Here is a 19535-nt window from a genome sequence, read left to right as displayed (position 1 = left end):
AGACAGCCCGCCGGAACGTGACAGCGACCTGCCTCACACCGCGGCCACCGCTAGGCTCAGGGCCAGGCCCGAAACGGTGTGGCGAAGGGGATTCATGGACGTGACCGCCGACCTGGACGACGCGGCCGCCGTCTTCGCCGAGGTCCGGCCGCGGTTGTTCGGCATCGCCTACCGGATGCTGGGCGGCGTGGCCGACGCCGAAGACCTGCTGCAGGAGGTCTGGCTGCGGTGGCAGACCTGCGACCGGTCGGCCGTCACCAATCCGGCCGCCTACCTCGCCACGACGACCACGCGGCTGGCCATCAACGCGGGCAAGACCGCCCGCGCGCGGCACGAGACCTACGTCGGGCCGTGGCTGCCGGAGCCGGTGGACACCTCGGCCGACCCGCAGCTCGGTGCCGAACGCGCCGCGGCGCTGGAACTCGCGGTCCTGGTGCTGCTGGAAAGCCTGACGCCGACCGAGCGCGCGGCGTACGTGCTGCGCGAAGCGTTCGATTACCCGTACCGGCAGATCGCCGAGATCGTCCGGACGACGGAACCCACGGCCCGCCAGCTGGTCAGCCGCGCCCGCAAGCACCTCGCGGCCGGCCGCCGCGCCCCGGCGAGCGCCCCCGAGCAGCGGCGCCTGCTGACGGCGTTCGTCGCCGCGGCCCAGGCGGGCGACCTGGCGGCGTTGGAGGACCTGTTCGCGGCGGACGTGGTGAGCTGCTCCGACGGCGGCGGCGTCGCCCGCGCGTCGCGCATCCCGGTCCACGGCGCGACGACGGTGGCGAAGTACGTCCGCGCGTTCGCGGACCGCTTCTGGGTGGGTGTCGAGGTGGCGCCGGTGGTCGTCAACGGCCTGGACGCCGTGGTCCTGCGGCGTGACGGCGTCGCGTTCGCGGTCCTGACCGTCGCGGCCTCGGCCGAGGGCATCGACCAGGTCTTCTGGATGATGAACCCCGCCAAGCTCGCGGCGGTGTAGCCGGTCCGTCCACTGAGGACGGACCGGCTCACGCGCTCAGGCCGTGAGGGTGATCGCGGCGTCCGGTTCCGAGACCCGGAAGCTGAAGCTCTCCTCCAGGTACAGCGTCACGCTCTCGGCGTCGTGGTGGCTGTAGCCGACCGCGAGGTCCTGGCCCAGCTCCAGGAAGAAGTCGCCGCCGGCGAGGCTCAGGACCATCGCGCCGTCCAGGCCGGGGGCGCGGACGATCTTGCCGCCGCCGAGGACGCGGCGGACGTGGTCGAAGACCAGCTGGCCGCCGTGCTCGGTGCTCTCCACGATCCGGGTGTAGCCCGCCGGGCCGATCGCGAGGCCGTACGGGCCGTCGATGCCCGCGCGGCGCAGCGTGTCCACCGCCCGGGCGATCACGCCGGGGTACGCCTCGGCGTTCTCCCCCAGCGCCGGCCGGTCGTACGGGCAAGTCTCGGCGATGCCGGTCATCCCCGCCGCCGCCCAGCCGTGGAACACCGCGCGGTTCTCGACCATCGCGATCTGCTTCGCCGCGCGGTCGAGGTCGTCGAACTCCAGGTCGTCGGCGCCGCGCTCGGCGTCGTCCAGCTCCTCGCGGGACACCGTGAACGGGACGCGGACCTCGGCCAGCGGCAGCACCCGGCGCTGCCGCACGAGGACGCCTTCCTCACCGTCGGGCAGGGAGGACCCCTTGAGCGAAGTGGTCCGGCCCAGGTCGGTGGCGGAGTACTGCCAGCCGTGCGGACCGGCGACGTCGACCAGGCGCCGGGCGGCGAGGTGGGTGTGCAGCCGTTCCTTCGCCTCGGCGTCGACCTCCTTCCACCCCGCGTCCGAGATCGGGGCCAGACCGCGCATCAGGTGGTTCATGTTCAATCCCGTTCCTTGAGGCTGCCGATACCGAGTGAACCGTCGCCGGGGCCGGTACCGAGTTCCGCTTCGACGTACTCTTCCGGGTCGATGTCGCTGACGTCGAGATCGCGCGCACCCTCGTGCTGCCGCTTGAACTCGACGAACTTGCGGCCGAGCTCTTCGCGCAGACCGGGGTCGGCGTGACGCCGGAAGTCGGCCAAACCCTCGTCCTCCTCCTCGGCCATGTGCTCGCTGTTCGCCATCCTGGCCTTCCGGACGGCGTCGAGCCAAGCGGTGCTGCCGACGGGGTGCAACGCGGCCTCGTGGACGCCGTCGCGGATGTCGTTGTGGTCGCCGATCGCGTCGAGCGTCTCCTCCTTCGCGTCTTCGCCGCGGCGGAGCAGGTGCGGGTAGAAGATCTCCTCCTCCGCCCGCGCGTGCACGTCGAGCAGGTCGGCCAGCGGTTGCCAGACCGCCGCCAGCTCACCGGCGTCGGAGATGTCGTCCATGCGGGCGAACTGCCGCCGGAACCAGTCGTGGTCGTCGAGGATGAGGCTGGTGATGTCGGCCATGCGGTCAGCCCCTGACCCGCGGTGTGGTGGAAGTAGCCATGCCCGTCTCTACCCCGTCCCCGGCACCGGAAAACACCGGACCGCCAGTCTCCGGCGCGGCCGGGTGCCGTGCCCGGCCGGACGCGGCGTTTTCACCCTTACGAGGGTGCCCGTGAACGGGGCCCGGGTCGGGTAGCCTACGGACGTGTTCACGAAGTGAACATCCTTTTCACGCCCTCGATCACCGCTCGCCGGAGGCTCCCCGTGACCAAACCGACCCGGTCGCCGGAGGCCACGCGCGCCGATCAGGCGGACATCCAGGCGGTGAGCCGCGTCAGCCAGATCCTGGCGCTGTTCGACCCGGCCACGCCGGAGGTAACGGCCGGCGAGATCGCCGAACGGCTCGGCCTGAACCGCACCACCGCGTACCGCTACTGCACGTCCCTGGTCGCGGCCGGCCTGCTCGAACGCAGCGCCGAGGGCGGGTACGTCCCCGGTGGCCTGCTGCTGCAGCTGGGCGCCTTCGCCATCGGTCACCGCCGCGTCGTCAACCTCGCCCCGCGGCACATGCAGGCGCTGTCGCGCGCCACGCAGACCAGCGTCGTGCTCAGCCTGTGGGGCCTCACCGGCCCGGTGGTGTCGCGGGTCGAGGAGAACGTCTCGACGATCGTCGTCGTGTCGGTGCGCGTCGGCAGCCACCTGCCGCTGGACACGGCGCAGAGCAAGGTGTTCCTGGCCTACCACGCCGACCAGCTGTCGATGGAACGCCTGATGGCCAACCTGTCCGGTTCGGCGCGCGACGAGCTGCGCGAAGACGTCGAACGCGTTCGCGAAGTGGGCCACTGTTCCGCGATGAGCACACCGGGCGTCGTCGCGGTGGCCGCGCCGGTGTTCGACGAGTACGGCATCTGCGCCACCATCGCCATCGTCGGCCCGGACAACACGCTCTCGATGTCGGACGACGCGCCCGAGCTGCGGGTCATCGCCGACGCGGCGCGCGAGCTGACCCACGAGCTGGGCGGCCACTACCGCCCGGACGACCTCAGCCGCGCGGTGTAGGGCAACCAGGCCGGCGACGGCAGCGGCGGGATCTCGGCGTACTCCCGCGCCCCGGCCAGCGCGCTGCCCACGAACGTCGCCAGGTCCAGGCCTTCCAGCCCGGCGACCAGCTTCGCGATCACCCCGGGACCCTCGATCCACAACGCCGTGACGACCTCGACGGCCGACGCGCCCGAGGCGAGGAACCGCCGGACGTCGTCGGCGGTGCGGGCGCCGTTGGTGCCGATCAGCGGCACGTCCGCGCCCAGGGCCAGGCGTGTCTTGCCGACCCAGTAGAGGCTCATCGGCAGGCACCCGGGCGCACTCCACGCGCCCCAGGAGCCGAGGACCGCGCCGCCGTCGAGGTCGGGCAGGAAGCCCGGGTAGCGGCCGACCAGGCCGATCGCGTCCGCGCCCGCCGAGCGGGCCGCCCGGGCGAGCGCGACGACGTCGGACGCCTGGCCGGGCAGCTTGACGAACAGCGGCACGTCGACGGCGTCCCGCACGGTCCGGACGGCTTCGCCCACCGCGTCCGCCTCGGTCAGCTGGCGCACCGCGGACGCCTCGCGGCCGTGCGGGGCGCCGATGTTCAGCTCGACCGCGGGCACCACGTCCGCCAGGGAACGCCCGATGCGCGCGGCCGCGGCGGGTTCCCCGAGGGTGATGCTGCCGATGACCGGACAGCCCCGCGGGGCGCCGTACGCGACCGCGTCGGACAGGATCGTGAGCCAGTCGTCCAGGTCCACCTGGGCGAGGCCGGAGCGGTTGAGCAGGCCGTCGCCGAGACGCGCTTCGCCCGGCGGCCGGACCGCGCCGCCGGGCGAGACGAACGCGTAGTCCGCGATGTCCAGCTGGCGCCGGGCGGCGGCGCTCTCGTTGACGGACTTCGCCACCACCGCCCCTGCTCCCGCGTCGATGCAGGCGAAGAGCCCTTCGCGGGTCATGGTCAGCTCGGAGGAACCGACCCAGACCGGGTTGGCGGTGGCGAACCCACCCGGTTGTCCGATCAGGACAGTGCCGGGATCGTGCTGTCGTCGCCCATGTCGACGTCCTTGGTCTCCGGGCCGAGGAACCCGCCCAGGCTGATCAGCACGCCGGCGAGCGCGATGAGCACCGCGGGCGCCAGGTGCGCGGGCATGACGCCGTCGAACCGCTGCAGGTAGAACTGGTAGAACGCCGGGGCGATGAGCGCGAGGCTGTAGCCGACGCCGTAACCGGTGGAGCGGATGCTCGCCGGGAACCGCTCGGTCAGGTACGCGGCGATCGGGCCGAACGTGCCGACGGTGAAGATGCCGATCAGCACACCCCAGCCGAGTGCCGCGCCGAAACCGCCGTCCGACGCCATCAGCAGCGTGTAGGAGCCGGCGCCGATCACCAGGACCGCGAGGCCGTAGCCGATGTAGAACCGCCTTCGCCCGATGCGCTGGGACAGCAGCCCGAACAGCGGGTACGAGAGCGCGGCGGCGGCGTTGATGACGAGCATCGTCATCGTGACCTCCTTGCTGGAGAGCAGGAGGTGCGACTTCAGCTGCGCGGGCGTCACGGCGGCTTCCATGTTGGTCGCCAGCCAGGTGCCGGTCATCAGCACGAACACCTGCGCCAGCGCCCGCGGGTACTTCACCAGCAGCCGGACGAACGGCATCTTGTGCTTCTCGCCGGTCAGTTCCGCCGGCGTCTCGTGCACGTTCTTGAGGTAGTAGCGGAACAGCACGACCGCCAGCGCCGCGCCGACGAAGAACGGGATCCGCCAGCCCCACTGGACGTAGGCGCTGTGCAGCCCGGCCGAGGGCAGCAGCTGCAGCATCAGCAGCGTGATCGCGGCGATCACGGCGTACGCGGCGGGCGAGGTCGACGTGATGATCGAGGCGTAGAGGCCGCGTTTGTGCTTCGGGCTCCACTCCATCGCGAGCGGCACCGCGGTCGTGTACTCGCCGCCGAGGAAGATCCCGTCGACGAACCGCAGGCCGATGAGCAGGCCGACCGACCACACCCCGATCGTCTCGTGGCCGGGCAGGCACGCGGTCAGCAGCGTGATGGCCCCGAAGCCGCCGACGGCGACCAGCGTCGTGCGCTTGCGCCCGACGGTATCGGCGAAGTGGCCGAAGATGATCGCGCCGAGCGGGCGGCCGATGAGCGTGGACGCGAACACGAGCGACGCCAGCAGCGCCGTCGTGCTCGCGCTCAGGTTGGCCGCCTGGAAGTACGCGGTCGCCGGTGCGAGCACCACGATCGGCAGGTAGATGTCGAACTGGTCGACGAAGTAGGCGAGGGTCCCGCCGCGGACGGCGGCGCGCACCTTGGCGCTGTCCGGGCCGTGCGGGACTCGGGGACGAGCCGGCGTCTGCGGCTCCACGGCGGGGGGCGGTGTGGACATCGTCGTCCTCCGATGGTTCTGAGGGCTCTGGCTACCCGCAGCTCACGCATCGCGACGATCTGTGCAATCCGAACTGCGTGTTCACGAAGTGAACGAATGACACCGTAAGCATGTGTCCTGCGATGCACAAGAGCGGCTTTAGGGTTGACACGCGGTCTTATAGTGAACTTCGAATTCACAATGCGAACGAAGGGCTGCCCATGAGCCAGCGTCCCGCCATCGCCGCCGTCCTGGACGGTCTGGTCGACATGCACGTCCACTCCGGGCCCAGCCCGTTCCCCCGCCGGTTCGACCACGTCGAGGCCGCGCAGGACGGCGCCCGGATCGGGCTGCGCGCCATGGTCGCGAAGTCCCACCACCACAACACCCAGATGGACGTGCTCGCGATGAAGGGGCGCCTCGAAGGCGTCGCCGCGAAGGTCTACGGCGGCATCGCGCTGAACAGCACCGTCGGCGGGCTCAACGTGCACGCCGTGCGCATGTGCCTGCGGATGGGCGGCAAGGTCGTCTGGTTCCCGACCATCTCCTCGGGCCGGCACATCGACTGCCACCCCGAGGACGGCGCCTTCCCGACCACCACCGTGCCGCTGACGCTGGAGCGCATCGACATCGTCGACGAGAACGGCGAGCTGAAGCCCGCGGCGATCGAGATCCTCGACGAGATCAAGGACCAGCAGGCCGTCCTCAACGGCGGGCACATGTACCCCGAGTACATCAAGACGCTTTTCGCCGCGGCGAAGGAACGCGGCATGAAGCGGCTGGTCGTCAGCCACCCGGACTTCGTGATCGGCGCCGACCCGGAGCTGTGCCGCGAGCTGATCGAGCTCGGCGCGTTCGTCGAGCACGAGGTCGGCATGTACGACCCCGAGGGCACCCAGAAGTGGGACCCGAAGCAGCTGCTGACCTGGATCGAGAAGCTCGGTCCCGAGCACATCGTGCTGGCCTCGGACTTCGGCCAGCAGGCCAACCCCAAGCCGGTCGACGCGTGGATGCGGGTCGGCGAGGCGCTGCTCGACCTCGGCGTGCCGGAGAAGGACCTGCGGCGGATGGTCCGCGACAACCCCACCTACCTGCTCGACCTCGACGCCTGAGCGAAAGGACTCCCCCGTGTACGAAAAGGACGATCCCCGGTCCGCGCTCGCGACGGCCACCGCGTCCCGGCCGGACAGCGGCGCCGCGATCACCACCGCGCAGTACCTCGACCTGCACGACAACGAGGTCGTGCGCGCGCAGAACGTCATCCTGATCCACACAGAGGCGCACTCCGGTGACGACCTCGACAACGGCTACCTCGCCGGCGAACTGGCGATCGTCGTCACCGGCGCCTCCCCCGCGTTCACCCTCTTCACCGACGACGGCGCCACCCGGATCGCCGAACCCGGCCTCGTCGTCGCCCCGCCCGGCGCGTCCCGGATCAGCGTCGAGGGTGACGGCCCGCTCGTCCGCCTGGTCGAGGCGACCGAACGCGACTGGCGCGACCGGCCCGCGAACGCCGGTGCGTACGCCGAAAACCACCCGCGCGTCACGCTCCTGCAGCGGTGGCCGGAACCCGCCGGCGGCAACCGCGTCCGGTTCTACCCGCTCTCCGAGGTGCCGCAGGACCCGAAGCGGTTCGGCCGCATCTTCCGCACCCGGGCGTTCATGGTGAACTTCCTGCCCGAGCAGGACGGCCCGCGCGACCCGCGCAAGCTCTCGCCGCACCACCACGACGACTTCGAGCAGCTTTCCCTTGCCGTGCAAGGAGAGTACGTCCACCACATCCGCACGCCCTGGCTCAACGACCGGACGACGTGGCACGACGACGAGCACGTGCGGATCGGCAGCCCGTCCGTCACGGTCATCCCGCCGCCGACCGTGCACACCTCCGAGGCGAGCGACCCGGGCGTCAACCAGCTGATCGACATCTTCAGCCCGCCGCGCGTGGACTTCTCGGAGAAACCGGGCTGGGTCCTCAACGCCGACGACTACCCGATGCCGTGAGCGCGCGCACCGGCGGCGGGCTGTTCGCCCGCGAGACCACTCCCCTGGGCACCTGGCTGAAGATCGCGTCGGGCGAGCCGGTCGAGATCATGGCGTACGCCGGGTTCGACTTCGTCGTGATCGACCTGGAGCACGCGCCGCTCGACCTGCAGACCGCGTACCGCCTGATCAACGCGGCCGCCGCGCTGGGTGTCACGCCCGTCGTGCGGGTGCCGGACACGACGGCGTCGACCATCCAGAAGATCCTCGACGCGGGCGCCATGGGCATCCTCGTGCCGCACGTCGACACCGTCGAGCAGGCGGCCGCGGTCGGGCGCGCGTGCCGGTTCCCGCCGCACGGCGTCCGTGGCGCCGGCGGCACCAGCCGCGCCGGGGCGTGGGGCCTGCGCCCGAACGCCGAGTACCTCGCCACCGGCAACGACGAGGTGCTGTGCATCCCGCAGCTCGAGAGCGTCGAGGCGATCAAGGCCGCGCCCGAGATCCTGGCGCTGGACACCGTGGACGCGGTGTTCGTCGGCGCCGCGGACCTGTCGATGTCGATGGGCTCGACGCCGTCGTCGCCCGAGGTGCTCGACCTGATCGCGTCGGCGATCGAGGCCGCGCACACCGCGGGCAAGCGCTGCGGGCTCGCGTTCGGCGGCGTGCCCGAGCGGGCGGCGCAGGCGGTGCGTGACGGCTGCGACTTCGTCCTGCTCAGCAACGACACGACGATGCTGGCCGACGCCGCGCGGACCTTGGTCAAGGCGTTCCGGGAAGCCGACGGATGACCCTTTCCCTGCCGCGCACCGCGTTGTCGATCGCCGAGCTGGACGACCTCGACCACGACGGCGTGATCAAGTTCGTCCGCGGGCTCGAAGAAGCCGGGCACCGGATGGTCTGGATCCCGGAGGTCGCCGGGCGCGAGGCGTTCACGACCGCGGCCCTCGTGCTGCAGTCCACCGAACGGCTGATCGTCGGCAACGGCGTCGCCCGCGCGCTCGAACGCGTGCCGAAGTCGGCGGCGTCCGCGGCGCGGGACCTCGCCGCGGGCTTCCCCGGCCGGTACGTGCTCGGGCTCGGGGTGAGCGGGGCGGTCCGCGAACGTGGGGTCGGACCGCTGCCGTTCCTGCGGGACTACCTCGACGGCGTCGAGGCGATCCTGCCCCGGGCGGTGCCGCGGGTGCTCGGCGCGTACTCGGAGGGGATCACCCGGCTGGCCGCCGAGCGCGCCGACGGGCTGCTCACCTTCCTCGTCACGCCCGAGCACACCCGCTGGGCACGCGGGACGATCGGGCCGGACCTGTTCCTGTCGGTCGTCCAGTGGGCCGTGATCGGCCGCTCGCGGGCAGCGGCTCGCGACGTCGCCCGCGAGCGCCTCGCCTACTACCTGACGCTGCCGCACCAGCTCGCCAAGCTGACGCGGCTCGGCTTCACCGGCGCCGACCTCGCGCCGCCCGGGTCCGACCGGCTGGTCGACGCGCTCGTCGCGTGCGGCCAGCCGGATCAGGTGCGCGAGGCGTTGCGGCAGCAATACGACGCGGGAGCCACGCAGGTCGCCGTCACCCTGGTCGGCCCGCTGGACGACGCCAAACTCGACGCTTACCGAGCCCTCGCCGAACAGGAGAACTGATGCGGGCAGCGGAGAAAGTCATCATCACGACCGCCATCACCGGGTCGGTGAACATCCCGTCCCAGAGCCCTTACCTGCCGCTGTCGGCCGCCGAGGTGAGCAAAGCGGCCCTCGAAGCGATCGCCGCCGGGTCGGCCGTCGTGCACCTGCACGCCCGGCACCCCGACGGGCGGCCCGCGTTCGAACCGGCGGTCTTCGACGAGATCCTCGAGCCGATCACCACCGAGACCGACGCCGTCATCAACATCACCACCGGCGGCGCGTCGTCGATGACCATGGACCAGCGGCTCGCGGCGGCCCACCACGTGCGGCCCGAGCTCGCGTCGATGAACATGGGGTCGATGAACTTCGTCTACTCGGGCATCGCCGACAAGGTCACCGAGTGGAAGCACGACTGGGAGAAGCCCTACGTGCTCACCACCTACTCCCACCCGTTCGTGAACACCTTCGACAAGATCGAGCACACCCTGCGCACGCTCGGCGCGGCCGGCACCCGGTTCGAGTACGAGTGTTACGACATCGGGCACCTCTACTCGCTCGCCCACTTCGTCGAGCAGGGCCTGGCGAAGCCGCCGCTGCTGATCCAGGGCGTGTTCGGCGTCCTCGGCGGCATCGGCGCCGACCACGCGAACCTGGAGCACATGGTGCGGATCGCCGACAAGCTCTTCGGCGACGACTACCAGTTCTCGGCGTTCGCGGCCGGGCGCGACCAGCTGGCGTTCGGCACGCACAGCGCGTGGCTCGGCGGGCACGTGCGCGTGGGCCTCGAAGACAGCCTGTGGATCGGCAAGGGCAAGCTCGCGGAGAGCAACGCCCAGCAGGTGCGGAAGATCCGCGCCGTCGTCGAGGACATAGGCAAGCAGATCGCCACCCCGGACGAAGCGCGGGCGATGCTTGCGCTTCGCGGTGCTACCAAGGAGAACGCATGAGCACCCCCCTGCTCGCGGACAAGGTCGTCCTCGTCGTCGGCGCCAGCTCGGGCATCGGCGCCGAAGCGGCACGCGTCTTCGCCGAAGACGGCGCTTCGGTGATGCTCGTCGCCCGCACCGAGGAACCCCTTGCGGCGCTGGCGAAAACCCTCGACGCGGCGGGCCACGACGTCGCGTACACGACGGGAGACGTCGCGGACGCCGACAGCGTCGCGGCCTTCGTCGACGCGACGGTCGCCCGCTTCGGCCGGCTCGACGGCGCGTACAACAACGCCGCGATGGGCCAGGGCGGCCGGCTCGACGCGGTGCCGGAAGCCGACTTCGACCGGATCATGGCGGTGAACGTCAAGGGCACGTGGTTGTGCCTGCGCGAAGAGGTGCGGGTGATGGAGGCGCAGGGGTTCGGCGCGATCGTCAACGTGAGCAGCATCGGCGGCCTGCGCGGCAGCTCCGGCATGGGCGCCTACCAGGCCACCAAGCACGCGGTCATCGGCCTGACCCGCACCGCCGCGCACGACTTCGGCCCGCTCGGCATCCGCGTGAACGTGATCGCCCCCGGCCCGACGGAGTCCCCGATGCTCGACGAGCTGCGCCGCACCATCCCCGGCGGCGTGGAAGCGCGCATCGCGGCGACGCCGTTGCGGAAGGCCGGCACCGGAGCCGAGGCGGGCGCCACCGCGGCGTTCCTGCTCAGCGACCGGGCGAGCCACCTCAGCGGCGTCGTCCTCCCGGTGGACGGCGGGTTCACCGCCTGATTGTCCCTCTCGGGAGCTACACCGGATGTCCGTCACGGAGTGATGTGGCACTCCCCGTCGCGCTCGTAATCTCGCCGCACTCCACAAAGACGTCCGGCGAGAGGAACCCCGATGACCACCCCCACCGAGCGGAAGCCCCGGCTGCGGCGCTTCCGGTTCCTTGTCCTGTTCCTCGCCACCGCCGTGCTGCTGATCGCGGCCCGCGGGCTGGACGCGCTCGTGGCGGGCGTGCCGGTCCTGCGCCTCCTGGTCGGGGCCGGCGCGGCCGCCGGCGCCGTCTTCGCCTACAAGTGGGTGGCCCGGCGGGTCGAGAACCGGGACGAAATCACCGAACTCGCCACCGCCGGCCGCTGGGGCGGGCTCGGGCGCGGCGCGCTCATCGGCGGCGCCGCCTTCGTCGCGACCATGCTGCTCTCGATCGTGTTCACCCACGCCGACATCAGCGGCGGCTCGTTCTGGGCCTGCCTGGGCGTGGCCGGCTCGATGGCTTCCGTCGCGGTGACCGAGGAACTGCTGTTCCGCGGGGTGCTCCACCGCATCCTGGAGCAGCGCGCGGGCAGCGTCATCGCGATCGTGGTCTCGTCGCTGCTGTTCGGCCTGACGCACCTGATCAACGGCAACGCCACGCTCTGGGGCACCCTCGCCATCGCCGTCGAGGGCGGCACGATGCTGGCCGTCGCCTACACCGCCACACGGTCGCTGTGGCTGCCGATCGGCCTGCACTTCGCCTGGAACTGGCTGCAGGGCGGCGTGTTCGGCACCGCGGTCTCCGGCGCCGACAGCGAGCCCGGCCTGCTGCGCACCGTCCTTTCCGGACCGGACGCGCTCACCGGCGGCTCGTTCGGCCCGGAGGCCGGCCTGTTCGCGCTGCTGTGCTGCCTGGTGACGACGGGGCTGCTGCTCCGCCGCGCGAAGCTCATCCCTCGGCGCTGACCAGCCCGGTCCGGTAGGCGAGCACCACGGCCTGCACCCGGTCCCGCAGGTCCAGCTTGGTCAGGATCCGCGAGACGTACGTCTTCACCGTCTCCACGCTCAGCACCAGCTCGGCCGCTATCTCGGCGTTCGACAAGCCATTGGCGATCAGCTTCAGCACCTCCAGCTCCCGTCGGGCAAGGCCTTCCAGCGGGCCGCCGGTGGGAGCGGCCGGGCGGATGCGGTCGGCGTAGCGGCCGATCAGCGTCCGGGTCACCGACGGCGCGAGCAGCGACTCGCCGCGGGCGATCGTGCGGACACCCTCGACGAGCTCGTCCAGCGGCGCGTCCTTGAGCAGGAACCCGCTCGCCCCGGCGCGCAGGGCGTCGTAGACGTACCGGTCGACGTTGAACGTCGTGACCACCAGGACCTTCGCCGGGTCGGCCGCCTCGGGGCCGGCGATGCGGCGGGTCACCTCGATCCCGTCCAGCAGCGGCATCTGGATGTCCATCACGACGACGTCCGGGCGCAGCCGGTCGAACTCGGCGAGCGCCTCGTGGCCGTTCGCGGCCTGACCCACGACGTCGAGGTCCGGCTGGGCACCGAGCACCGTCACGTACCCCGCGCGGATGAGCTCCTGGTCCTCGCAGATCAGGACCCGGATCGGGCCGTCGGTCATCCGTCGCTCCTGGGGATCTCGGCCGTGGGGATCTGGGCTGTGGGGATCTGGGCGCTGACGCGGAAGCCGTCACCCGACGGGCCCGCGGTGAACCGGCCGCCGAGCGCGTCGACGCGGTCCCGCAGCCCGGCCAGCCCGCGGCCGCCGGACCCGAGGGCGCCGGCCGCCGTCGCCGGACCTTCGGTGGTCACCTCGATTTCGAGGAGGTCGGCGCGGTAGCCGACGCGCACCGCCGCGGGCCGGCCGGCGGCGTACTTGGCCGCGTTGGTCAGCGCCTCCTGCACGATCCGGTACGCCGTGAGCTCCGTTTCCGGAGGCAGCGCCGGGCGTTCGCCCTCTTCGACGAGCTCGACCACCCGTCCCGGCTGCTCGACGAGGGCGCGCAGCGCGCCCAGGCCCGGCGTGCGCGCGCCGGTGGCTTCGAGGACGCCCAGCAGGAACCGCAGCTCGGTCAGGGCGTCGCGGCCGGAGCCGGTGATGGTGGTGAGCACTTCGGGGACGCGCTCGGGTGGCAGGTACCGGGCGGCGTCGGCCTGCACCACCATGGCGGTCACGTGGTGGGTGACGACGTCGTGCAGCTCGCGGGCCAGCCGGGCGCGTTCCTCGGCCGCGGCGGCGCGGGCGGTGAGCCGCCGCCGGTCGGCCTCCTGCCGGCGCCGCTGCCGCACCAGCGCGCCCAGCAGCCAGAACAGCGTCAGCACCACGAAGTAGACGACGTAGTCGAGCAGCCCCGACGGCGACCCGCGAAGGGCCAGCAGGCCCGCGAAGACGACGTACCCGGCCGACGCCGTCGCGACCAGCGCCCGGCGGAACCGCTCCTCGTGCGCTCCGGCGGAGTAGAGCGCGAAGTACAGGGCGAGGCTGCCGACGGTGGTGGGGTACGCGAGCACCTCGTGCGCGGCGAAACAGACCGCGGTCACGGCAAAAGCCGCAGCGGGCCAGCGGGTCCGCACGGCCAGCGGGAGCGTCTGCCCGAGGACCAGCACGACCGCGAGGAACCCGCCGTCGTGCCGCGGCAGATCGCCGAACTGGGCGCCGAGCACGGCGAGCCCGGGCACGAACGCGGCGGCCGTGACGACCACCGCGAGGCCCCGGTCCCGGACCTCGAGCGAGACCCCCGCCCACCGGCTCCGGAGACGTCCCAGCTTCGGCATGGCGGGGAGCCTAGCGAGCCCCGGACCCCGCCGGATCACCGATCGCCGTCACCCACGTGGGGGACGCGGGTTTTACCGGGTCACGGGGAGGGTAGCCAGCTTCCGGCCGGACGCGGGACGCGTCCCGCGAAGAAGGAGCGGTTCGTGGTCATCATCGGCATCACCCTCGGCGCGAGCGGGCTGGTCCTCGGCATCGGCGTGCTCTTCCTGCTCGGCCTGCTGCTCCTCGTCGCCGGGCTGATGTTCCGGCTGCTCGCCAAGCAGGCCTTCTAGGTCACAGCATCCCGATCGCGCAGGTACGCCGCGATCCGGACGCGCAAGCCGCGGACGTGCACCAAGCTCAGGGTGAAAGCCGCTTCGGGCTGCTCCGCCGGAAGGTGACACGGACCCGCGATGTGCACGAAACCGTCGTCGGGGTCGTGCCGCGGCGCCGACCACACGTCCTGCTCGCCTGCCGAGCGGTCCTCGGCCCGGGCCCGCGCCGACCAGTAGACCGGCAGCTTCATGACCTCGCCGAGCGCCTTCCCGAAGGTGGGCAGATCGGCCTCCGGCAGCGCGAGCCCCCGGCCGCTCCACACGCGCGGGCCGCCCGGCGCGGGCCGGACCCGGGTGAAGGTGGCGATGTCACCTGCGGTGCCGATCGTCCAGTGCGGTGTTTCGGTGGTGGTGGTCGCCACGGTTTCTCCTCGTGCGTAGCGGCCCCCAGGCTGACACCCACTCTAGTGGATCACCCGGCGTCCCAGGGCCGGCCCGCCAGGAGGTTCGTCACCCACCGCACCGCGAGCCCGCAGAGGGCGCGTTCGGGGCCGCGCCGGTGGGACACCACGACGTCGTCGCACCAGAGCATCAACGCGGTCGCCCCGCCGGCGGTCGGGGTCAGGCCGACGACCCAACGCCGGCCGTGCGCGTCGACGGTGCGCTCGGCGGTGAGCCACCAGCCCTTCGACGCGGTGACCGTCCACGCCCGCACCTGGGCGAGCTCGGCCACCGAAGCCGGTTCACGCGCGGTCGGTTCGTCCACATCGGCCACTCTCGCACACCGGTTCACGTTTCCCGCACGATCGCGAACGCCTTCGCGAGGCACCCGGATGCGCAAAGGCGAGCCAGTCACCTTTGCGCGTCAAGCACCTCAGTCGCGGCGGCTGCCGAAGATCAGGCGGTAGCCGACCAGGATGATCAGTGCGCCCAGCACGGCGAGACCCCAGGTGCGCAGGTCGAAGAACGTGCCGAGGTCGGTGTGGAAGAGCGTCTTGCCCACCCAGCCGCCGACGAACGCGCCGCCGACGCCGAGCAGGATCGTGATGATGCAGCCGCCGGGGTCCTTGCCCGGCATGAGGATCTTCGCGATCACGCCGGCGATGAGCCCCAGCACGATCCAGCCGATGATGCCCACGGACTGCTCCTCTCATCCACGCTCGACCCAGACGGCACAGGATGGCAGCCGGGCGTGGCGGCGTCGCGCCGAGTGAGCTGGACGTGACCTGGATCTCATCCGGCCCGCCGCTAGGGTCCCGGCCATGGGAACGCCGATCGCCGAAGACCTCGCCCCGACCGGCGTCCTGCGCGCCTCGATCAACCTGGGCAACGCCGTGCTCGCCCAGGGCACCCCGGACGCACCCACCGGCGTCACGGTCGACATCGCGCGCGAGATCGCCGCGCGGCTGGGCGTCCCGGTGGAGTTCGCCTGCTTCGACGCGGCGCGGAAGTCGTTCGACGCCTTGACCTCCGGCGCCGCCGACCTCTGCTTCCTGGCGATCGACCCGGCCCGCGCGACGGAGGTCGCGTTCACCGCGCCGTACGTCGTCATCGAGGGCGTGTACGTCGTGCCGCGCGGCTCGGCGCTCACCACCCCGGCCGACGTCGACCGGCCGGACGTCCGGATCGGCGTGAAGCAGGGCTCCGCCTACGACCTGTTCCTCTCCCGCACGCTGGAGCACGCGAGCGTCGTGCGCGGCGACGAAGGCGTCACGACGTTCGAGACCGAGGGCCTCGAAGCCGCGGCCGGCATCCGGCAGCCGATGACCGCCTACGCCGCCGCGCACCCCGGCGTCCGGGTCGTCCCCGAGCGGTTCATGCAGATCGAGCAGGCCGTCGGGACAGCGAAGGACCGCAGCCCCGAGACCGTCGCGTTCCTGCACGACGTCGTCGAGGAACTGAAGGCGAGCGGGTTCATCGCCGAGGCGTTGCGGCGCGCGGACCAGCCCGACGCCGCCGTCGCTCCCCCGGCCCGCTGACGCTCAGGCCGCTGTCCAGGCACGGAGTTTCTCGGGGTTGCGCACCGCCCAGATGTGCTTGATCCGGTCGTCCTCGACGTGGAACGCGAACACCGTCACGGTGACGCCGTCCTGCTGGGAGAGCAGGCCGGGCCGGCCGTTGACGGTGGTCTCCCGGAAGGTCATGCCGGGCAGCACGTCCAGGATCGCGGCGCAGGCGCGCGCGACCGCTTCGCCGCCGTACATCGGTTCGAGGCGGGCGGTCGCCAGCCCACCGCCGTCGGCGGTCGCCGTGACGCCGGGGTCGAGCAGGCCGATCAGCGCCGCGATGTCCTGGGCTTCCCAGGCCACCTTGAAGCTCCGGACGAGGTCAGCTTGCCGGGCGGTCGGTGTGGCCACCGGTGGGCGCGACGCCTGGATCCGCCGGCGCGCCGACGAGGCCAGCTGCCGGCACGCCGCCGTCGACCGGCCGACGATCCCGGCCACTTCGGCGAACGGGTAGCGGTAGACGTCGTGCAGGACGAACGCGACGCGCTCGGCCGGGGTCATCGCCTCGAGGACGACGAGGAAGGCCATGTCGACCGACTCGTCGAGGGTGACCCGGTCCGCCGGGTCCACGTCGATCCACTCCGTGCTGCCCGGCAGCGGCTCCGGGATCCACTCCCCCACGTACGCCTCGCGCCGCACGCGCGCGGAAGCGAGCTGGGTCAGGCAGATCCGGCCGGCGACCGTCGTCAGCCAGGCGCCGGGTGACGCGATCGCGGCCCGCTCCCGCGCGGACAGGGCGTACCAGCGGGCGAAGGTCTCCTGGACGACGTCCTCGGCGTCGGCCAGCGAGCCGAGGAGCCGGTAGCCGGTAGCCGAGGCTGGTCAGGTGCCGCCGTTCGCTCGTGATCGGGTCGGGCCGGGTCATCGGGTCGCCTCACATTCCGCGGTGCTGCCTGGTCGTAGTCCTGACGAACCCCACGGCTTCGTTGTGACACGACCCCGCAGGAGGAACCATGACCCCGTTCACCGCCGCCGCGCCCGCGGAGAGCCTGGAGCGAGCGGCCACCGCGCTGAAGGAACACGGTTTCGCCGTGGAGATCCTCGACGACGTCGCCGCCGCGCGCGACCGCGTCCGCGAGCTCGTCCCGGCCGGCGCGAGCGTGTTCACCTCGGCCAGCGAGACGACCCGGCTCTCGGGCATCGAGGAGGACCTCAACACCGGCGGCCGGTTCGACGCCGTCAAGCCGCGGGTCCTGGCGATGGACCGCGCCACCCGGGCCGACGACATCCGGCGGCTGATCGCCACCCCCGACTTCGTGGTGGGCAGCGTCGCGGCGGTCACCGAGACCGGTTCCGTGGTGGTCGCCTCGGGCAGCGGCAGCCAGGTGCCCGCCTACGCCGGCGGCGCGGGCCGGGCGATCTGGGTCGTCGGGGCGCAGAAGGTGGTCCCCGACATGGCCACGGCGTTGCGCCGCCTCGAAGAGCACGCGCTGCCGCTGGAGAGCGCCCGCGCCCAAGCGGTCTACGGCCAGCCGAGCGCGATCAACCGCCTGCTGGTCCTCAACGCGGACGGCCCCGGGCGCGTCACCATCCTGTTGCTGCGCGAGGCCGTCGGCTTCTGACTCAGCCGCCGAGGGAGGCGCTGCCGTCCGGGCCGGTGACCACGATGCGGAGGGTCACCGCGCCCGCGAACGGGATCACCGTCACCTGCCACGTCTGCGGTACGCCGACCTCCAGGGTGCTCCGCGCCTTCGCCACCAGGGCGGGGACGCGGTCGACGGGCAGGGCGCGCAGGTCGAACGACGGGACCGTGACGCCGGTCGGCGCGAACACCACCGACAGGCGGTGCTCCTGGACGACCGCGGTGAGCACCTTCGAGACGTCCGCATGAGGCGCCAGGCCGTCGACGGCGCGGCGCAGCTCGCCCACGTCCGCCAGGGACTGTCCCGGGCCGACGGTGACCGTGGCCGAACCCGAGGACGACGTGACCGACGTGGGTTCGGCGGCCTCCGAGGCTTCGGAGGCTTCGGAGGCTTCCGCCGCCGGGGCGAACAGCTCGGTGCGGAACTGCAGGACGACCACGGCCGCGCCGACCAGGATCCCGAGGAGGACGAGGAAGCCGTGCCCGGAACCGGCCGACGGCTTCCGGACCACAGTGGACTCGGGCGCGGACGCCAGGGTGGCGCCGGCCGCGCGGCGCGCCCATTCCGCGTCCGGCTCGACGATCCGGGCCTTCCACGGGCGGTCCGGCGGGTACGCGACGACCAGGACGTCACCCGGCCGGTAGCTGGGCAGGTCGACCAGGTTGACGTCGAGGCGGGCTTTGGTGCGGAACGACGGCTCGCCGTACGGGGCGACCGTGAGGTCGAACCGGACCGGCACGTCACCCGTCTCCGTGCCACTGGCGCGCAGGCTCTCGATCTTCGCGAGCGCCACGCGCGGCACGACCGCCGCTTCCCGCGCCCGCCGCGGCATCCCGGCGACGAACAGGAGAAGGCCGTAGGCGAAGGGAAGTCCGATGCCCGTGAGGATCAACGGGACGTTTTCGATGATGATGCCGGTGACGAAGGCGCTCAGCGTCACCCCGATGACGGCACCGGTCAGGAACCCGCGGACGAGCTTGATCACGATGTACTCCGGATTCTCGAAGGGCTCATCGGGCCGGCAGCCAGCCGGCGAGGACGGGATCGCGCGGTCCGGACCATCCCGGTGTACCGGCGGCGGCCGGTGACGGCGCGGCCGAGCACCAGCAGGGTCACCACGAGCAGCAGCGCCGGCACCCACCAGTCGGCGTAGTAGAAGAGCCAGCCCCAGAAACCCCACGGCTCGTCCTGGTGGAACACCGGGTCGACGGCGGTGCCGACGGCGAGCGGCGGCAGCCACCCGCGGGCCGACACCCCGGCGCCGACGGTGCCGCCCGCCAGCGCCAGCACGGCCGGGAACGCGGGACTCGCCGGCCGGCCCCGGTAGCGGCGCGCGGCGGCGCCGGCGAGGGTCGCCGTGAAGAGGCAGCCGAAGACGCCCAGCGTGCCCCAGATGACCACGTACGGCGGGTCCGCGTCGCCGCGGTCGTCGAAGATGCTGTCGATCGCCATGGTCCGGAACTGCGCCATGAACCCGCCGAACCCGAGTCCGGCCAGCACGCCCAGCGCCACGGTCGCGACCGAAGCCACGACCACGGCCGTGAGCACCACCGGGTGCCCGTGCCACCGTTCGAGGCGCTCGTGCCGGGCCCGCGCCGGATCCTTCGTGTTCACCGCAACCACATCCTGTCCTCGAGACGCCCCCAGCTTGCGCGGGCCCGGCTGCTACCGAACCCAGGTTTCGGCCACGATCAGGTGAGAAACCGGCGGCTCGTCGCCCGGAAACAATTCCCGAATGCCGCGAAAATCGTCGCGGATTGTCGCGCGTGAAGGGACCAGGCGGGGCGTCACCAACCGCGGTGATCACTCACAGGAGTGACGATCGACAAGCCCTCAACCTGGCCCGTTGCGCCGGAAAGGGGAATTGCGAGACCTACTCAAATGGCAGCTATCCGGCTTTCCCGGTACT

The 19535-nt window shown here is 72.0% G+C and carries 23 protein-coding genes and 1 pseudogene; 12 read left to right on the top strand and 12 right to left on the bottom strand.

The window, feature by feature from the left end; all coding sequences use genetic code 11:
- Positions 1-94: 94 nt before the first annotated feature.
- A complete protein-coding gene (locus OG439_RS09995; RefSeq protein WP_326949090.1) occupies positions 95-964 on the top strand; it encodes an RNA polymerase sigma-70 factor in 870 nt (289 codons plus the stop codon).
- 36 nt (positions 965-1000) lie between these two features.
- Here OG439_RS09995 and OG439_RS09990 read toward each other — a convergent pair whose 3' ends face one another.
- Together OG439_RS09990 and OG439_RS09985 are read right to left on the bottom strand one after the other, a co-directional pair.
- On the bottom strand, positions 1001-1819 hold the full coding sequence (locus OG439_RS09990; protein ID WP_326949089.1) for a family 1 encapsulin nanocompartment shell protein: 819 nt from the start codon (positions 1817-1819) through the stop codon (positions 1001-1003).
- Between the two features lie 2 nt (positions 1820-1821).
- Complete coding sequence (locus OG439_RS09985) at positions 1822-2373, bottom strand: hemerythrin domain-containing protein (RefSeq protein ID WP_247051276.1); 552 nt, start codon at positions 2371-2373, stop codon at positions 1822-1824.
- A 243-nt stretch (positions 2374-2616) separates the two neighbouring features.
- Here OG439_RS09985 and OG439_RS09980 point away from each other — a divergent pair, with 243 nt between their 5' ends.
- Positions 2617-3411 carry an IclR family transcriptional regulator gene (locus OG439_RS09980; protein ID WP_326949088.1) on the top strand — a complete coding sequence of 265 codons (795 nt, stop codon included), beginning with the start codon at positions 2617-2619 and terminating at the stop codon, positions 3409-3411.
- Here the strand turns inward: OG439_RS09980 and OG439_RS09975 are convergent.
- Both OG439_RS09975 and OG439_RS09970 read right to left on the bottom strand, forming a co-directional pair.
- On the bottom strand, positions 3378-4334 hold the full coding sequence (locus OG439_RS09975; RefSeq protein ID WP_326949087.1) for a hypothetical protein: 957 nt from the start codon (positions 4332-4334) through the stop codon (positions 3378-3380). The genes OG439_RS09980 and OG439_RS09975 overlap by 34 nt on opposite strands.
- Positions 4335-4396: 62 nt before the next feature.
- Complete coding sequence (locus OG439_RS09970) at positions 4397-5764, bottom strand: MFS transporter (RefSeq protein WP_326949086.1); 1368 nt, start codon at positions 5762-5764, stop codon at positions 4397-4399.
- A 200-nt stretch (positions 5765-5964) separates the two neighbouring features.
- Here OG439_RS09970 and OG439_RS09965 point away from each other — a divergent pair, with 200 nt between their 5' ends.
- The 7 genes from OG439_RS09965 to OG439_RS09935 all read left to right on the top strand — a co-directional run bounded on the left by OG439_RS09965 (position 5965) and on the right by OG439_RS09935 (position 11970).
- Positions 5965-6855 carry a DUF6282 family protein gene (locus tag OG439_RS09965; protein WP_326949085.1) on the top strand — a complete coding sequence of 297 codons (891 nt, stop codon included), beginning with the start codon at positions 5965-5967 and terminating at the stop codon, positions 6853-6855.
- A 16-nt stretch (positions 6856-6871) separates the two neighbouring features.
- Positions 6872-7744: a hypothetical protein gene (locus OG439_RS09960; RefSeq protein ID WP_326949084.1), complete on the top strand. Its 873-nt coding sequence runs from the start codon at positions 6872-6874 to the stop codon at positions 7742-7744.
- Positions 7741-8511 (top strand): HpcH/HpaI aldolase family protein, encoded by a 771-nt coding sequence (locus tag OG439_RS09955; RefSeq protein ID WP_326949083.1) that lies wholly within the window; start codon positions 7741-7743, stop codon positions 8509-8511. Before OG439_RS09960 ends, OG439_RS09955 begins: the two co-directional genes overlap by 4 nt.
- Positions 8508-9353 carry an LLM class flavin-dependent oxidoreductase gene (locus OG439_RS09950; RefSeq protein ID WP_326949082.1) on the top strand — a complete coding sequence of 282 codons (846 nt, stop codon included), beginning with the start codon at positions 8508-8510 and terminating at the stop codon, positions 9351-9353. The genes OG439_RS09955 and OG439_RS09950 overlap by 4 nt, the downstream gene beginning before the upstream one ends.
- Positions 9353-10282, top strand: coding sequence for a 3-keto-5-aminohexanoate cleavage protein (locus OG439_RS09945; protein ID WP_326949081.1), 930 nt, complete (start codon positions 9353-9355; stop codon positions 10280-10282). The genes OG439_RS09950 and OG439_RS09945 overlap by 1 nt, the downstream gene beginning before the upstream one ends.
- Positions 10279-11037 carry an SDR family NAD(P)-dependent oxidoreductase gene (locus OG439_RS09940; RefSeq protein WP_326949080.1) on the top strand — a complete coding sequence of 253 codons (759 nt, stop codon included), beginning with the start codon at positions 10279-10281 and terminating at the stop codon, positions 11035-11037. Before OG439_RS09945 ends, OG439_RS09940 begins: the two co-directional genes overlap by 4 nt.
- A gap of 111 nt (positions 11038-11148) precedes the next feature.
- On the top strand, positions 11149-11970 hold the full coding sequence (locus OG439_RS09935) for a CPBP family intramembrane glutamic endopeptidase (protein ID WP_326949079.1): 822 nt from the start codon (positions 11149-11151) through the stop codon (positions 11968-11970).
- Here OG439_RS09935 and OG439_RS09930 read toward each other — a convergent pair.
- Both OG439_RS09930 and OG439_RS09925 read right to left on the bottom strand, forming a co-directional pair.
- Complete coding sequence (locus OG439_RS09930; protein ID WP_326949078.1) at positions 11954-12628, bottom strand: response regulator transcription factor; 675 nt, start codon at positions 12626-12628, stop codon at positions 11954-11956. The genes OG439_RS09935 and OG439_RS09930 overlap by 17 nt on opposite strands.
- Complete coding sequence (locus tag OG439_RS09925) at positions 12625-13782, bottom strand: sensor histidine kinase (RefSeq protein ID WP_326949077.1); 1158 nt, start codon at positions 13780-13782, stop codon at positions 12625-12627. Before OG439_RS09925 ends, OG439_RS09930 begins: the two co-directional genes overlap by 4 nt.
- Before the next feature lie 144 nt (positions 13783-13926).
- On the opposite strand from OG439_RS09925, the gene OG439_RS09920 reads away from it, so the two are divergent.
- Complete coding sequence (locus tag OG439_RS09920; RefSeq protein ID WP_326949076.1) at positions 13927-14055, top strand: hypothetical protein; 129 nt, start codon at positions 13927-13929, stop codon at positions 14053-14055.
- Here the strand turns inward: OG439_RS09920 and OG439_RS09915 are convergent.
- The 3 genes from OG439_RS09915 to OG439_RS09905 all read right to left on the bottom strand — a co-directional run bounded on the left by OG439_RS09915 (position 14052) and on the right by OG439_RS09905 (position 15175).
- Positions 14052-14459 (bottom strand): hypothetical protein, encoded by a 408-nt coding sequence (locus tag OG439_RS09915; RefSeq protein ID WP_326949075.1) that lies wholly within the window; start codon positions 14457-14459, stop codon positions 14052-14054. The two genes, OG439_RS09920 and OG439_RS09915, sit on opposite strands and share 4 nt — an antisense overlap.
- 50 nt (positions 14460-14509) lie before the next feature.
- Complete coding sequence (locus OG439_RS09910) at positions 14510-14803, bottom strand: hypothetical protein (RefSeq protein WP_326949074.1); 294 nt, start codon at positions 14801-14803, stop codon at positions 14510-14512.
- A gap of 108 nt (positions 14804-14911) precedes the next feature.
- Positions 14912-15175, bottom strand: a complete 264-nt coding sequence (locus OG439_RS09905) for a GlsB/YeaQ/YmgE family stress response membrane protein (protein ID WP_247051260.1) — start codon at positions 15173-15175, stop codon at positions 14912-14914.
- A 124-nt stretch (positions 15176-15299) separates the two neighbouring features.
- Between OG439_RS09905 and OG439_RS09900 the strand changes: the two genes are divergently transcribed.
- Positions 15300-16016 (top strand): transporter substrate-binding domain-containing protein, encoded by a 717-nt coding sequence (locus OG439_RS09900; protein WP_326949073.1) that lies wholly within the window; start codon positions 15300-15302, stop codon positions 16014-16016.
- 3 nt (positions 16017-16019) lie between these two features.
- Here the strand turns inward: OG439_RS09900 and sigJ are convergent.
- Positions 16020-16908: pseudogene (gene sigJ / locus OG439_RS09895) on the bottom strand (RNA polymerase sigma factor SigJ).
- Positions 16909-16996: 88 nt separating this feature from the next.
- Here sigJ and OG439_RS09890 point away from each other — a divergent pair.
- Complete coding sequence (locus OG439_RS09890; RefSeq protein WP_326949072.1) at positions 16997-17605, top strand: LUD domain-containing protein; 609 nt, start codon at positions 16997-16999, stop codon at positions 17603-17605.
- Between the two features lies 1 nt (position 17606).
- On the opposite strand, the gene OG439_RS09885 is transcribed toward OG439_RS09890, so the two are convergent.
- Positions 17607-18611 carry a hypothetical protein gene (locus tag OG439_RS09885; RefSeq protein WP_326949071.1) on the bottom strand — a complete coding sequence of 335 codons (1005 nt, stop codon included), beginning with the start codon at positions 18609-18611 and terminating at the stop codon, positions 17607-17609.
- Positions 18608-19240 carry a hypothetical protein gene (locus tag OG439_RS09880; protein WP_326949070.1) on the bottom strand — a complete coding sequence of 211 codons (633 nt, stop codon included), beginning with the start codon at positions 19238-19240 and terminating at the stop codon, positions 18608-18610. Before OG439_RS09880 ends, OG439_RS09885 begins: the two co-directional genes overlap by 4 nt.
- Between the last annotated feature and the right edge of the window lie 295 nt (positions 19241-19535).

The organism is Amycolatopsis sp. NBC_01307 (genome assembly GCF_035975215.1).
In the GTDB taxonomy this organism is placed as follows: Bacteria; Actinomycetota; Actinomycetes; order Mycobacteriales; family Pseudonocardiaceae; genus Amycolatopsis.
Note: the sequence above shows the minus strand (reverse complement) of the source record. Positions and strands in the feature narration are given on the sequence as shown.

Coding starts and splice junctions, on each gene's coding strand:
- OG439_RS09970 (WP_326949086.1), bottom strand. CDS start 5,764: ATGTCCACACCGCCCCCCGCCGTGGAGCCGCAGACGCCGGCTCGTCCC.
- OG439_RS09985 (WP_247051276.1), bottom strand. CDS start 2,373: ATGGCCGACATCACCAGCCTCATCCTCGACGACCACGACTGGTTCCGG.
- OG439_RS09930 (WP_326949078.1), bottom strand. CDS start 12,628: ATGACCGACGGCCCGATCCGGGTCCTGATCTGCGAGGACCAGGAGCTC.
- OG439_RS09935 (WP_326949079.1), top strand. CDS start 11,149: ATGACCACCCCCACCGAGCGGAAGCCCCGGCTGCGGCGCTTCCGGTTC.
- OG439_RS09950 (WP_326949082.1), top strand. CDS start 8,508: ATGACCCTTTCCCTGCCGCGCACCGCGTTGTCGATCGCCGAGCTGGAC.
- OG439_RS09990 (WP_326949089.1), bottom strand. CDS start 1,819: ATGAACCACCTGATGCGCGGTCTGGCCCCGATCTCGGACGCGGGGTGG.
- OG439_RS09900 (WP_326949073.1), top strand. CDS start 15,300: ATGGGAACGCCGATCGCCGAAGACCTCGCCCCGACCGGCGTCCTGCGC.
- OG439_RS09975 (WP_326949087.1), bottom strand. CDS start 4,334: ATGACCCGCGAAGGGCTCTTCGCCTGCATCGACGCGGGAGCAGGGGCG.
- OG439_RS09890 (WP_326949072.1), top strand. CDS start 16,997: ATGACCCCGTTCACCGCCGCCGCGCCCGCGGAGAGCCTGGAGCGAGCG.
- OG439_RS09965 (WP_326949085.1), top strand. CDS start 5,965: ATGAGCCAGCGTCCCGCCATCGCCGCCGTCCTGGACGGTCTGGTCGAC.
- OG439_RS09925 (WP_326949077.1), bottom strand. CDS start 13,782: ATGCCGAAGCTGGGACGTCTCCGGAGCCGGTGGGCGGGGGTCTCGCTC.
- OG439_RS09940 (WP_326949080.1), top strand. CDS start 10,279: ATGAGCACCCCCCTGCTCGCGGACAAGGTCGTCCTCGTCGTCGGCGCC.
- OG439_RS09945 (WP_326949081.1), top strand. CDS start 9,353: ATGCGGGCAGCGGAGAAAGTCATCATCACGACCGCCATCACCGGGTCG.
- OG439_RS09995 (WP_326949090.1), top strand. CDS start 95: ATGGACGTGACCGCCGACCTGGACGACGCGGCCGCCGTCTTCGCCGAG.